Here is a 12,397-nt window from a genome sequence, read left to right as displayed (position 1 = left end):
CTCGGCGAACCTCCGATCGGGGGCGCGCGAGATCGCGCGCCTTCCTCCCGAAGCGATGATGGCATATGTCAGTGACGGAAATGAACGCGCTTCTGCTGAAAAAGACGGGACGGACGGCGGCTCTGGCCGCCGCCATGGGCGCAGCCCTGGCTTCGGCCGGGTGCGTGAGCGCCTTCGAGCCTCGGACCGATGCGGCGTCGCCCCTGGCGCCGCGCATCCAGCAACTGGTCGGCGAGAATCGCCAGTATCCGCGCTGGGCCGACTTCCCTGCCGCCAGCCGGGACCTGCCGGCCCCCGCCGCCATCGCCGCCGATGTCGGTCGCCTGGAAAGCCGCAACGCCGCCCTGACCGCCGATGTTGCCCGCATCGAGTGGACGCTGAACCAGGACCCGGCCGCCTTCCTGGACTCGGTCAACCGTCGCATCGACGCCGACCAGATGTCGCCCCTGACCGTGCGCACGCCTGAACAGGTCGAGGCCTTCGCCGAGGAATTGCGCCAGCGGGCCAAGGCGCCGCCGCCCATCGACCGCCCGCGACCGCAATAGGCGTAGCCGCGCCCTAGACCTTACGGCGCGAATGTCGCGCCTGCGGTCGAATCCCCTGATTTTCCGAGCACGGCCGCCCAGGCCGCCGCCGCCTGATCTGTCTTCTTCCAAAGGACCGCCCATGTCTCGCCGCCGCGCCTCCCACAGTCTCGATCGGGCGTCGTGATGGCCGACGGGGGCGTCTCGCCGGTCTTCCTCGGCGTCAGCCGCTCGCTGTCGGGGCGCGCCTGGCGGCAGCGGCCCGCCGAGGCGGGGGTGACGCGCGCCCATATGCAGGCGCTGGGCCTGGACGAGCCCCTGGCGCGGGCCCTGGCGGCGCGGGGCGTGGCGGCCGAGCACGGCGCAGACTTCCTGACCCCGACGCTCAAGGCGCTGTTCCCCGATCCGTCCAGCTTCATGGACATGGACGCCGCCGCCGCCGCCATCGTCGATGCGCTTCAAGCCCAGGCCAGCGTCCACGTCTTCGCCGACTATGACGTCGACGGCGCCTCCAGCGCGGCGCTGCTGGTGCGCTGGTTCCGCGCCCTGGGGGCGGACCTGCCCATCTATGTGCCCGACCGGCTGACCGAGGGGTACGGCCCCAGCGCGCGGGCCTTCGACACGCTGAAGGCGCGCGGCGCCGATCTGGTCATCACCGTCGACTGCGGCGCGGCGGCCAACGAGTCCGTGGCCCATGCGGCGGCCATCGGCCTGAAGGTCGTGGTCATCGACCACCACATGATGCGTGAGGAGCCGCCTGCCTGCCTGGCCGTGGTCAATCCGAACCGGCCGGGTTGCGCCTCGGGCCAGGGCAATCTGGCGGCGGCGGGGGTGGTCTTCGTCCTGCTGGCGGCCCTCAACCGCGAGGCGCGGCGGCGTGGCCTGTTCGAGGGCAGGACCGAGCCGGACATCCGCCAGTGGCTGGACCTGGCGGCCATGGGGGCGATCTGCGACGTGACGGGCCTGACCGGCTTCAACCGCGCCCTGACCAGCCTGGGGCTCAAGGTCATGTCCAGCTGGAGCAACCCTGGCCTGCGCGCCTTGCTGGCGGCGGCGGGCGCCGAGCCGGGGCCGGCCAAGGCCAATCACGCGGGCTTCATCCTGGGGCCGCGCATCAATGCGGGCGGGCGGATCGGCAAGTCCGACCTGGGCGCGCGCCTGCTGTCCACCGACGATCCGGACGAGGCCCGGGTCCTGGCCCAGGAGCTGGACGCCCTGAACCTGGCCCGGCGCGAGGTCGAGGCCGAGGTCACCGAACAGGCCGTCCGCCGTGTCGAGGCGACCGGCGCCCACGCCGACGACAGCGCCGTGGTGGTGATCGAGGGCGAGGACTGGCACCCCGGCGTGGTCGGCATCGTGGCCGGCCGCCTGCGCGAACGCTGGCGCAAGCCGGTCGTCGTCATCGGCGTGGACGCCGTCAACGGCGTGGGCAAGGGCTCGGGCCGGTCGCAGCCGGGCATGAATCTGGGCCGCGCGGTCCAGGCGGCCTGGAACGAGGGCCTGCTGATCGCCGGCGGCGGCCACGCCATGGCGGCGGGCCTGACGGTGGCGGCGGACCGCATCGGCGAGCTGCGCGCCTTCCTCAACGAGCGCCTGTCGGACGAGCGGGTCGAGGCCGTGGCCCAGGACTGGGTCGAGGTCGACGCCCTGATCGACCCGCGCGCCGCGACCCGCGACCTGTTCGAGGCCTTCGAGCAACTGGCCCCCTACGGCCCCGCCAACCCCGAGCCCCTGTTCGCCCTGGAGGGCGTGCAGGCGCGCGAGCCGGTCGCCATGAACGGCGGCCATGTGCGGTGCCGCCTGGTCGGACCGGACGGCGCCTCGGTGCGGGCCATCGCCTGGCGCTGCGCCGACCTGCCGACGGGCAAGGCGCTGCTGGCGGGGCAGGGCGGGCTGAACCTGGTCGGGCGGCTCAAGGCCGACGATTGGAACGGCCGTCGCGGCGTCCAGTTCGAGATCGAGGACGTGGCCGACCCGCGCATGGCCTGAAACCCGACAGCCTTGGCCGTGAAAACACGCAGGTCTTTGAAAAAGTCACACAAATCGGCCGAGGCGAGCTTGCCATAAGCGGAATCGGCGGCTATCTACACGGTCCTCCGCGCAGCGGTCCCTTCGTCTATCGGTTAGGACGTCAGGTTTTCAACCTGAAAAGAGGGGTTCGATTCCCCTAGGGACTGCCACGCGGAGTTTTTCCTCCCCGACATTTCAAGACCTTGCCGCACCGCGATTTCGCGCGCCTGGGGCCTTGTCGTCGCGCGGCGGTCTCGGCCGGCGCCCGGCCTGTCGATTTTTTGAAAAACCGCGCGACGCCCTCTTGCATCGCCGAAAGGGGACGGCTATCAGGCCGCTCCTCCGCGCAGCGGTCCCTTCGTCTATCGGTTAGGACGTCAGGTTTTCAACCTGAAAAGAGGGGTTCGATTCCCCTAGGGACTGCCACGCGGAGCTGTTCATCTCCCCGCCCATCGTCAGTCTTTTTCAGCGCGATTTCGCGCGCGCCGCATTTGCTTGTCGACAATGTGGCGTAAAATGGGCAACTTGCTTATCCGTGTTGAAAGAACCGTGTTAGTATAGCTGACCCGCAGTGGTGCGGGCGGGGGTTCAAGGTGGCGAGTTGCGACGTGATAGAGCCGACTGAGACCGTCAAGGTCGTCGGGAAGATCAAATGGTTCGACGCCGGCAAGGGGTATGGCTTCATCGTGCCCGACCAGCCGGAACTGACCGAGGAACGGGACGTGCTGCTGCACGTCACCAGTCTGCGCGATGCCGGTCATGAGACGGCGGGCGAAGGCGCCGCCATCGTCTGCGAATGCGCCAAGCGGCCCAAGGGCTGGCAGGTGGTCGCCATAATGGAGCTGGAGGCCGCCGCCGCGCCGGTGCGCCGCGAGACGGTACGAAGCTCGGCGCACGCCCGGCCGTCGGTCGATGGCCCGCTGGAAGCCGCTGTCGTCAAATGGTTCAATCGCACCAAGGGCTACGGATTCGTGGTGCGCGACGGCCAGGCGGGCGATATCTTCGTCCATGTCGAGACGTTGCGGCGCTGCGGCCTTGAGGACCTGCTGCCGGGCGACCCGGTGCATGTGCGCTTCGCCGAGGGCCCCAAGGGGCTCGTCGTGGCCGACATCAGACCGGGCGAATAGTTTCGTCCGCAAAGGGACGAAGACATGGACTACAGCCGACGCATCCTTCTGGCCTTCGCCTTTTCGGCGGCGGCCCTGACCTCGGCCTGCGCCCAGAACGCGCCCCTGGATGCGGCCGGCCGGCCGCTGGAGCCGTTGACGGTCGTCACCCAGTCGGGCGAGCACAAGTTCATGGTCGAGATCGCGGACGACGAGGAAGAGCGTCAGCGCGGCCTGATGTTCCGTCCGCCGCTGCCTGACGACCGGGGCATGCTGTTCCAGTTCCCTCGCGCCGCGGAGCAGAGCTTCTGGATGCGGAACACGCCCAGTTCGCTGGACATCATCTACATCGACCCGCGCGGCCGCATCGTCTCGATCGCCAAGCACGCCACCCCCTATTCGGAGGCGCCGATTCCCTCGAACGGCGCGGCCAACGGCGTGCTGGAATTGAGAGCAGGGCGGGCGGACGAGATCGGGGCCAAGCCCGGCGACCAGGTGAAACACCCCTTCTTTCGCCCCTGAGTTCGAGCTTGGGTCGGAATAGGCCGCCTCATCCGTTGCGGAGGCGGCCCCGTCGTGCCATGAGGGCGCTCCGTCGGTCCGGGGTGTAGCGCAGCCTGGTAGCGCATCTGGTTTGGGACCAGAGGGTCAGAGGTTCGAATCCTCTCGCCCCGACCACGGTTTGAGCCTCGCTTGGGCTAGACGGCCGAGGCTCCGAGCTTGCCACACCATAAGCCGACCTCAGGGAAGTCTCCAAAGGGTCGGATGCAGACTCCTAGCCTGCCCCCTGCCGACCTCAGGTCGAGGCGTAGGCGCCGTTGATGGCGTAGGAGAAGCCGATCGGCAGGGCGCCGCGCACCTGGCCGAAGAAGGCCACCAGTTCGCCCAGGCTTGAGCGCGGCACGAAGAGGATGTCGCCGCGCCGCAGGGGCGTGATCTCGGCGCGGGGGGCGCGCAGGTCGATCACCCGCATCATGCGCACCTCGCCCGGCCCCCGGCGGATCAGGGCGCAGCGCGCGGCCCGGGCGGTCGGCAGGACGCCGCCGGCCATGATCAGCGCCTGATAGGCGTCGATATCGCCCGGCATGTCGAAGACGCCCGGATTGCGCACCTCGCCGTCGACCCAGACCTTCAGCGGCCCGGCCTGGCGCAGCGTCACCTCGACCTCGGGGCGCAGCAGGTGGTCGGCGTAGGCGGTCGAGATGTCCGCCTCCAGCTCGGACAGGCTGCGGTCCGCCGCCGTGACATGGCCCAGCAGCGGCAGGGAGACGCGGCCGTCCGGGGCGATCCGCAGCTGGCGGGTCAGTTCCGAGGCGGTGGGCAGGGCCACCTCGATCTCGTCGCCGGGATAGAGGCGGTACTCGGGCTCGACCTCGGTCCAGTCGGCGAAGGGCAGGTCGGGGAAGGCGTCGACCGCCATCGGGCGCGGACGGCCGCCGCTGGGCGCGCCGCCGGCGCAGCCGGCCAGGCCGGCGGCGAGCGCCATGAGGATGAGGCGGCGATCAGCGTGCATAGGCGAGGACGGTCCAGGCGGGGAAAATTCGTCTGCGGCAAGGCTGACGACTTATAGGTAACGCGCGGTTAACGCGTGCCCCTCAGTGTGGCGCACACTAGCCACCGACCGGATTTTCCGATCCTCATGCGTCCGCCCCTCGCCTCAGCTCGTCCTCGGTACGGCGTCATCGACGTCGTGGCGCTGCTGTTTCGCGAACTGGTGCTGATGACCGTGATCTTCGTGGTGATCGTCGCCGTCGGCGCGGTCGCGGTCCTGTCGATGAAGAAAACCTACACGGCCGGAGCCAGCCTGTTCGTCGGCGTGGGCCAGGAATACGTCTATCAGCCGCGCGTGGGCATGGGCGAACGCGCCATGCCGCCCTCGGCCAGCGAGGTGGCCCAGTCCGAGGCCGCCATCCTCAACAGCCTGGAGGTCAAGCGCCGGGTGGTGCGGGCCCTGGGCGTCGAGAGCTTCCAGGACGGCAAGCCCTCGAGCGAGAGCCCGGCGCGCCAGGAGGCGGCGGCCATCCGTTCGGTGGCGACCGGCCTGGGCGTCGAGGTCACGCCGCTGAGCCCCGTGGTGGGACTGAGCTACAAGAGCGCCGATCCGGCCAAGTCGGCGCGGGTGCTGAACACGGTGATCGACCAGTACCTGACCTATCGCCGCGAGGTGTTCCAGGACCGGGCGACCTCGGCGATCCGCACCCAGCGCCAGACCTTCGAGCAGGAACTGGCCGACGCGGACCGCGCCTATGAGGAGTTCCTGCGCAGCAACGACATCGGCGACTTCGCCACGGCCAAGGCCAGCCTGACCGGCAGCTATCAGACCGTCTTCGCCGAGCGGATGGCGGTCCAGGCCCAACTTCGTCAGGCGGCGCAGCGCCTCGCCACCCTGGCGGCGCAGCAGGCGCGCACCCCGGCCGAGGTGGCCCTGCACCAGGATCTGAACGTCGCGGCCCAGGACCTGATCCTGCAACTGCGCACCGAACGCGAGAGCCTGCTGGCGCGCTATCAGCCAGACGCCCAGCCGGTGCGCGAGATCGAGGGCCGCATCGCCCAGCTGCAGGCCTATGTCGGCACGGGCACGGCGGTGGGGGCCAAGGAGGTCCGCACCGGCCCCAACCCCGTGTGGATCGAGCTGGAGACCACCCGCATCAACGCCCAGGCGGAGCGCGACGCTCTGGCCGCGCGGCTGGCGGTGCTCGATCGCCAGGTCGCGGACCTGACGACGCGGCAGGCGCGCCTGACCGAGCTGGAATCGCGCAACTCGACCCTGGCTGGCAACCGCGAGGTGCTGACCGCGTCGATCCGCGAGTTCCAGCAGCGCGAGACGCAGAGCCGCGCCGACAACGAACTGGTCAAGGCCGGCGCCGACAACGTCACCGTCATCGAGCGCGCCCAGCCGCCGTCCAAGGGCAAGAGCCTGCGCTTCCCCCTGATGGTGGCCGTGCTGGCCTTCGCCGGCTTCACCGCCCTGTGCGTCGGTCTGCTGCGGGTCTTCCTGCGTCGCGGCTTCGCCATGCCCCTGACGCTCAGCCGCACTTTGCAGGCGCCGGTCCTGGCCGTGGCCCCGGCCAAAGGCGTCTGACCCCCGGCCGTGCTAGGCTTGGGAAAAGGGCGCGCGCGTAACCGATTCGCATGGTCGATCTGACGACGGAAATGGCGGGACTGTGGGCGGCGCTGGGACCGGCGCCGGCTCATCGCGGCCGCGTGATCCTGTTCGCCGCCGCCCAGACGGGGGAGGGCGTCTCCACCGTGGCGCGCGAGTTCGCCCGCATGGCCGCCGTGCGCGGACGGCGTCCGGTCTGGCTGATCGACGGCGACCTGACGCAGCAGGGGCAGATGGAGCGGATCGCGGCCGAGCCCGATCGCTTCGGCAGGCTGGGCTCGGCGGTCCAGGCCTCGCCGGACGGATCGGCCTTCTATGCGGTGACGCCGCCCCTGCGCGGGCGCGACGGGCGTCCGGCGGCGCCGGGGCGGCTGATGACGGCCAAGCCTTGCCTGGGCGGGCGGCTCTACGTCACCCATTTCCATATGGAGCTTCTGCGCGCGGGGCAGAGGGCCGAGGCGGTCGACGACGCCCGCTACTGGACCCGGCTGCGCGCCCATGCGGACACCGTGGTCATCGACGCCCCGGCGGCGGACCGCAGCGACATGGCCCTGACCCTGGCGCCCCTGGCGGACGCCACCGTCCTGGTGGTCGCGGCGGAGACGACCGATGCGGCCGGGCCGGTGGCGCTGAGGGAAGAGATCGACGCCCTGGGCGGGCGCGTCGCCGGGGTGGTGATGAACCGGGCGACCTGGTCGCCGCCCGCCCTGCTCAAGCGGTTTATCGGCTAGGGCCGGCGCGCGCGCTGCAGCCGGTCCAGTTCGCGCTGGCCGTAAAACTGCGGCTCGAACCCCTTCATCCAGAACAGTTTTCCCAGGCCTCGCGCCGCGCGGTCGGCCATGTCGGCGCGTCGGGGATGGAAGGCGACGCCCAGCAGCAGCGCCGCCGCGCCCCAGATCGCCGTCTGGGCCGCGCCGACGGCCATCCAGCGCGCGACGCCCGGCCAGTCGCGGGCCGCGGCGGCGGTCTGGCTCGGGCCCTGGCCATAGGCGAAGGCGCGCGTCAGGGCGTAGAGCAGGGTCGCGCGATGGGGCGGGGCGAACTCATCGACCCAGGCTTCGGCGGCCCAGCCGAATCGGCCGCCGCGCGCCTGAAGGGCGGCGAACAGGACGTCGTCCTCGCCGCCGATATGGTCGGAGTCGGCGTGGAAGGGCTCGGCTCCGGGCAGGGCGGTCGCGCGCACCAGCAGGGAATTGCCGCAGCCGTGCGGCTGGGCGATGAGGCAGGTCTCGCGCGGCCCCTCGCGGCCGAAGAAGCGCTCCAGATAGGGGGCGGTCCAGCCGGTCCCCTCGGGCACGCGCCCGCGAATGGGGCCGAAGACCACGTCGGCGCCGGTCATCTCCAGTCCGTCGATCAGGGCGGCCAGCCAGCCGGGCGAGGCGGCCTCGTCGTCGTCCAGAAAGGCGATCAGCGGCGCCTGGGTGGCGGCCAGGCCCGCATTGCGCGCCGTGGCCACGCCGGGGCGCGGCGCGTGGACCCAGATCAGGCGCACGGGCGAGGCGGGGCGCAGGGCCTCGACCGTCAGGCGCGAACTGGCCTCGGGATCGTTGTCGACGACCACGATTTCGCGCAGGCGCGATGCGGCGCCCTCCTGCGCGAACACCGAGCGCAACGCCCGCGTCAGGCTGTCGAGGCGGCGCAGGGTGGGGATGACGACGGCGACGTCGGGCGCGCTCATATCGCCTCCGCATAGAGGGCCGCGCGATAGAGGCGCAGGCTGAAGGCCCGCAGGGCGGTCGGCAGGAAGGCGGCGCGGGCCGCGCCCTTGAACAGGGGGCGCACGGTTGCCAGTCCCGGCACGGCCTTCAGCGCCCTGGCGACGCGATAGCTGGGATAGGCGCAGACGAAGTCGGGGTGGCGCGCCGCGACGCGGGCGAAGTTCGGCGCGGACTGCTCATACTTGGCGGCCAGGGCCTCGACCGTGTCCAGGCCCATGTGGGTGGCGGGATTGTCCAGGTGGACGACCTCGAACCGGCGCGAGACGCGCATGGCCCACTCCACGTCCTCCCAGCCCCAGCCGGTGAAGCCCGCGTCGAAGGTCTCGGCGGCGAAGACGTCGCGGCGCACCAGCAGGTTGGAGGTGAAGACGTATTTCTCGGGCTGCTGCGCGCGCTGGGCGGCGGGGATGCAGTCCGAGCGCGCGGCCATGCGGCGGTGGACGGCGAAGCGGGCATCGTGCGGCGCCTGGAGCAGGGAGAAGCCGCCGAAGGCCACGGCCGGGCGCGCGCCGGCGGCCAGGGCGACCCAGGCGGCCAGGAAGCCCTCGTGGTCGGGCTTCATGTCGCTGTCCAGGAACAGGAAGGCGTCGCCGCGCGCGGCCTGGGCCAGGCGGTTGCGTCCCTTGGACCGGCCTTCGTTGGCGGCGAGGGTGATCAGGCGGGCGGGCAGGGTCAGGCGGTCGACCAACGCCGCCAGGCGCGCGCTCAGGGCCGCGTCGCCGGTGCCGTCGTCCAGGACGATCAACTCGGCCTGGTCCGCGACGGCCGCCGCCTCCTGGTCGAGGCGCTGCATGAGATCCGACGGGTCGTCGCGCAGGAAGGGGATCAGGATCGACAGGGCCGGGCGGGCGTCGGCCCAGGCGGGGCTGTCGTGGGGAAGGGCCTGGGTCATGCGGCCTGCCTCCGGGCGCGCAGGAAGCTCCGCAGGCGGCGGGTCAGATCGCGCACCCCGGCGGCGTTCAGAGCGAAGGCGGCGGCGCCATAGACGGCCGCCCCGACCCCGGCGTCCAGCATCAGTTCGGCGAAGCCTCCGAGGGGCGGCAGCAGCAGGACCACGCCCGCCATGACGGCCGCGGCCACGCTGCAGCGCGCCAGGGCGCTCCACGGGATCGGCAGGGGCAGGATGCGGCGGCCGATGACCATGGCCGCGGTCAGGCCGACGCCGAAGCTGGCCGCCGTGGCCCAGGCGGCTCCCATCAGGCCGAAGCGCGGGATCAGCAGGAGGTTCAGCAGGACGTTGCTGAGCGCCGGAATGCTCATGGCCAGCAGCAGCCAGCCGGTGCGCCGGCCCAGGGTGAAGGCCTGGCCGAAATAATAGGCGGTCATGCCCGACAGGAAGGCGCCCACGGCGATCCAGGGCGTGACGGCGGCGGCGGCGACGCGCAGTTCCTCGCCGATCATGAACTCGGCCAGGGGACGGGCCACCAGGGCTACGCCCACGGCAGCGGGCAGGCCGATCAGAATCAGGGTCGAGGCCTGTTCGCGCGCCGCCGCCTGCAGATTGTCGCGCCCGCCGCGCTCCAGCGCCATGACCAGGGCCGGCGCCCCCGCCGCGCCCAGCCAGACGAACAGCACGTCCAGGGTCCGGTTGGCGATGCTGTAGGCCGCGTGATAGGCGCCCACCGCCGCCTCGTTCAGGAACAGGGCCAGCAGGAAACGGTCGGTCGAGGTCAGGATCACCGTCAGTCCCAGGGCGATGGCGATCGGATAGCCGTAGACGGCGTAGTCCTTGAGCCGCCGCGGATCGAGCCGGCCGCGTCGGGCCTCCCTCAGTTCGCCGGGCAGGACGAAGGGCAGGGCCAGCAGCGGCGCCAGCAGCAGGCCCGCCAGGGGCGCTTCGGCCCCCAGGCTCGCCAGGGCGAAGGCCACGCCGATGGCCAGGCCCGCTGCGGCGCTCCAGATGTCGATGGCCGCCGCCTGGGCCACCTCGCCGGCCGCGCGGAACCGCTCCTGCGCCAGCTTGAGCAGGGAGCGGACCGGAACTCCCGCAAGGGCGATGGCGACCGGCAAGCGGAAGGCTTCGGGCATGGGCCACAGCCAGACGCCGACGGCGACCAGCGGCAGGAAGGCGGCGGTCATGACGAAGGCGGCGCGATACAGGCTGGCGAAGTGGCCGGCCATCTGCTCCGCGTCGCCCTGGGCCGCCCAGAAGCGCGCCATGGCCGCCTCCAGCCAACTGAAGGTCGCCACATGGGCCAGGGTCATGACGGCGTAGGCCAGGGCGTAGCGTCCGAAATCCTCGGGCGACAGCAGACGGGTGAAGACGATGATGGTCAGGAAGCCGACCACGCCCTGCACGATATTGGCCGGCAGGTAGCCGAAAACCCCCCTCCAGAACATCAGCGGATCGCCATCCGATCGCCCAGCAGGACAGGAATGGTCACGGCGATGATCCACAGGTCGAGCCAGAAGGACTGGCGCTCGATGTAGTCGACGTCCAGCTGGACGCGGCGGCGCACGTCGGCGGCCGTATGCAGGGGGCCGCGCGAGCCCTTGATGGCGGCCCAGCCGGTCATGCCCGGCTTGATGCGATGCCGATGGGCGTAGTCGGCGACCAGGCGCGCCGATTCCGTCGCGCCGGTCTTCATGCCGATGGCGTGCGGGCGCGGCCCGACCAGGGACATCTCGCCGCGCAGCACGTTCAGCAGCTGGGGCAGTTCGTCGAGGCTGGTCGCGCGCAGGATGCGGCCGATGCGGGTGACGCGGTCGTCGTCGGCCGTGACCTGGCGGCTGGCGCTGGCGTCGGCGGCGTCATGGCGCATGGTGCGGAACTTCCACACCACGATTTCTTCCTGGTTGAAGCCGTGGCGGCGCTGGCGGAACAGGGCCGGGCCGGGGCTGTCGAGCCGCACCATCAGCCCGATCATCAGCAACAGCGGCGCCAGCAGCACCAGGGCGACCGAGGACAGGGCCATGTCCTGAAGCCGCTTGTTGAAGGCCCGCCGCTCCGGGTCGATGACGCCGCCCAGCATGGGCATGGGCGTCCGCGCCAGCTTCTCAAGCGCGGCGTTGCGCTGATCGGCGCCCTTGGGGTCGACCAGCAGGGTCAGGGGAATCGGCAGGGCGCCCAGCCGGGCGGTCAGGTCGCGCACCCGGGCCTCGGCTCTGGGATCGATGGCCAGGACGATCCGGTCGAGATAGGGGGTCAGCCGATGGTTCAGGAGGGCGGCGGCTTCGCCCAGGACCGGGACCCCGGCGATGGACTCGGGTGTCCGCGCCAGGCGGTCGTCGAACACGCCCAGGACGTTGAGGTCGCGCCGGTCCAGCGCTTCCTGGATCAGCCGCTCGGCATGGCGGGTCGCCCCCACCACGGCGATATTGGGCGTCAGGTCGCCCCGCCGTCGCCACCGGGCGACCAGCAGCCGCCACATGCTGTGCAACGCCGTCAGCAGACCCAGCGTCGCCACGGTCCAGCGGCCATAGCTGGCCAGGGGCGCGTCTTTGCCGAGCAGGATCAGGCCCAGGGCGCAGGCTGCCGCTCCAGCCGCCGCCACTACGGCGGCCACCGAGGCCAGATGCCGGATCGGGTCGCGGTCGCGGTCGAACTTGTAGAGGCCCAGCGACCGCATCAGGCCCAGGGCGATCAGGCCGCCCGCCAGAATCGGCGCCGCCTCCAGCAGCCGCGCTCCGGCCAGTCCGCCCTCTGCGACCTGGTCGACGGCGACCAGGGTGACCGCGCCGGCGGCCAGGATGTCGAGGCCGCGGAAATAATAGACGCGCTGTCGCGCCGCGGCGCGCTGGCGCGTGTTCAGCCACACCTCCGGCCGGAAGGGTCCGCGCCGCATCCGCCGTGCCTTGGCTCCCACGGCGGCCGTCGCCGCGCCCGGCCGCGCCCGTCTGCGGTCCGAATCGGCGCCGCCCGCCGTGGGAAGCAGGGTGTCAGCGGACGTCATGGCGGCGGCGAACTCCTCTGGCGCGATGAAGGGGCGCGAAAAT

Annotated in this window: 11 protein-coding genes and 3 tRNA genes; 9 read left to right on the top strand and 5 right to left on the bottom strand. The window is 71.5% G+C overall.

What is annotated here, in order from left to right:
• Positions 1-80 precede the first annotated feature (80 nt).
• The 7 genes from D8I30_RS13975 (at position 81) to D8I30_RS13945 (ending at position 4,318) form a co-directional block, all read left to right on the top strand.
• Positions 81-545 (top strand): hypothetical protein, encoded by a 465-nt coding sequence (locus tag D8I30_RS13975; RefSeq protein ID WP_240387261.1) that lies wholly within the window; start codon positions 81-83, stop codon positions 543-545.
• Between the two features lie 165 nt (positions 546-710).
• Positions 711-2,513, top strand: coding sequence for a single-stranded-DNA-specific exonuclease RecJ (recJ, locus tag D8I30_RS13970; RefSeq protein ID WP_121483265.1), 1,803 nt, complete (start codon positions 711-713; stop codon positions 2,511-2,513).
• A gap of 116 nt (positions 2,514-2,629) precedes the next feature.
• Positions 2,630-2,704: transfer RNA gene (locus tag D8I30_RS13965), tRNA-Glu, on the top strand.
• Between the two features lie 181 nt (positions 2,705-2,885).
• A tRNA-Glu gene (locus D8I30_RS13960) sits at positions 2,886-2,960 on the top strand.
• Between the two features lie 185 nt (positions 2,961-3,145).
• On the top strand, positions 3,146-3,661 hold the full coding sequence (locus D8I30_RS13955) for a cold-shock protein (RefSeq protein WP_121483552.1): 516 nt from the start codon (positions 3,146-3,148) through the stop codon (positions 3,659-3,661).
• Positions 3,662-3,685: 24 nt separating this feature from the next.
• Positions 3,686-4,162: a DUF192 domain-containing protein gene (locus tag D8I30_RS13950; protein ID WP_121483264.1), complete on the top strand. Its 477-nt coding sequence runs from the start codon at positions 3,686-3,688 to the stop codon at positions 4,160-4,162.
• A 79-nt stretch (positions 4,163-4,241) separates the two neighbouring features.
• A tRNA-Pro gene (locus D8I30_RS13945) sits at positions 4,242-4,318 on the top strand.
• A gap of 118 nt (positions 4,319-4,436) precedes the next feature.
• Here the strand turns inward: D8I30_RS13945 and D8I30_RS13940 are convergent.
• Entirely contained in the window at positions 4,437-5,153 is a 717-nt protein-coding gene (locus D8I30_RS13940) for a polysaccharide biosynthesis/export family protein (protein WP_121483263.1), read from the bottom strand.
• A gap of 126 nt (positions 5,154-5,279) precedes the next feature.
• Between D8I30_RS13940 and D8I30_RS13935 the strand changes: the two genes are divergently transcribed.
• On the top strand, positions 5,280-6,722 hold the full coding sequence (locus D8I30_RS13935) for a GumC family protein (RefSeq protein WP_121483262.1): 1,443 nt from the start codon (positions 5,280-5,282) through the stop codon (positions 6,720-6,722).
• 50 nt (positions 6,723-6,772) lie between these two features.
• A complete protein-coding gene (locus D8I30_RS13930; RefSeq protein WP_121483261.1) occupies positions 6,773-7,474 on the top strand; it encodes a hfsB in 702 nt (233 codons plus the stop codon).
• Here the strand turns inward: D8I30_RS13930 and D8I30_RS13925 are convergent.
• The 4 genes from D8I30_RS13925 to D8I30_RS13910 are packed head-to-tail and all read right to left on the bottom strand — an operon-like array spanning position 7,471 to position 12,354.
• Positions 7,471-8,421: a glycosyltransferase family 2 protein gene (locus D8I30_RS13925; protein ID WP_121483260.1), complete on the bottom strand. Its 951-nt coding sequence runs from the start codon at positions 8,419-8,421 to the stop codon at positions 7,471-7,473. The two genes, D8I30_RS13930 and D8I30_RS13925, sit on opposite strands and share 4 nt — an antisense overlap.
• Positions 8,418-9,353, bottom strand: coding sequence for a glycosyltransferase family A protein (locus D8I30_RS13920; protein ID WP_121483259.1), 936 nt, complete (start codon positions 9,351-9,353; stop codon positions 8,418-8,420). The genes D8I30_RS13925 and D8I30_RS13920 overlap by 4 nt, the downstream gene beginning before the upstream one ends.
• Positions 9,350-10,801 (bottom strand): lipopolysaccharide biosynthesis protein, encoded by a 1,452-nt coding sequence (locus tag D8I30_RS13915; RefSeq protein WP_121483258.1) that lies wholly within the window; start codon positions 10,799-10,801, stop codon positions 9,350-9,352. Before D8I30_RS13915 ends, D8I30_RS13920 begins: the two co-directional genes overlap by 4 nt.
• Entirely contained in the window at positions 10,801-12,354 is a 1,554-nt protein-coding gene (locus D8I30_RS13910; protein WP_121483257.1) for an exopolysaccharide biosynthesis polyprenyl glycosylphosphotransferase, read from the bottom strand. Before D8I30_RS13910 ends, D8I30_RS13915 begins: the two co-directional genes overlap by 1 nt.
• Positions 12,355-12,397 lie beyond the last annotated feature (43 nt).

This window comes from Brevundimonas naejangsanensis (assembly GCF_003627995.1).
Taxonomy (GTDB): domain Bacteria; phylum Pseudomonadota; class Alphaproteobacteria; order Caulobacterales; family Caulobacteraceae; genus Brevundimonas; species Brevundimonas naejangsanensis_B.
This window is presented reverse-complemented; position numbering and strand designations above follow the sequence as displayed.

What these genes read in the sequence shown, in the direction of transcription:
- D8I30_RS13950 (WP_121483264.1), top strand. Translation starts at nt 3,686, where the DNA reads ATGGACTACAGCCGACGCATCCTTCTGGCCTTCGCCTTTTCGGCGGCG.
- D8I30_RS13910 (WP_121483257.1), bottom strand. Translation starts at nt 12,354, where the DNA reads ATGACGTCCGCTGACACCCTGCTTCCCACGGCGGGCGGCGCCGATTCG.
- D8I30_RS13925 (WP_121483260.1), bottom strand. Translation starts at nt 8,421, where the DNA reads ATGAGCGCGCCCGACGTCGCCGTCGTCATCCCCACCCTGCGCCGCCTC.
- D8I30_RS13930 (WP_121483261.1), top strand. Translation starts at nt 6,773, where the DNA reads ATGGTCGATCTGACGACGGAAATGGCGGGACTGTGGGCGGCGCTGGGA.
- D8I30_RS13920 (WP_121483259.1), bottom strand. Translation starts at nt 9,353, where the DNA reads ATGACCCAGGCCCTTCCCCACGACAGCCCCGCCTGGGCCGACGCCCGC.
- D8I30_RS13940 (WP_121483263.1), bottom strand. Translation starts at nt 5,153, where the DNA reads ATGCACGCTGATCGCCGCCTCATCCTCATGGCGCTCGCCGCCGGCCTG.
- recJ (WP_121483265.1), top strand. Translation starts at nt 711, where the DNA reads ATGGCCGACGGGGGCGTCTCGCCGGTCTTCCTCGGCGTCAGCCGCTCG.
- D8I30_RS13975 (WP_240387261.1), top strand. Translation starts at nt 81, where the DNA reads ATGAACGCGCTTCTGCTGAAAAAGACGGGACGGACGGCGGCTCTGGCC.
- D8I30_RS13935 (WP_121483262.1), top strand. Translation starts at nt 5,280, where the DNA reads ATGCGTCCGCCCCTCGCCTCAGCTCGTCCTCGGTACGGCGTCATCGAC.
- D8I30_RS13915 (WP_121483258.1), bottom strand. Translation starts at nt 10,801, where the DNA reads ATGTTCTGGAGGGGGGTTTTCGGCTACCTGCCGGCCAATATCGTGCAG.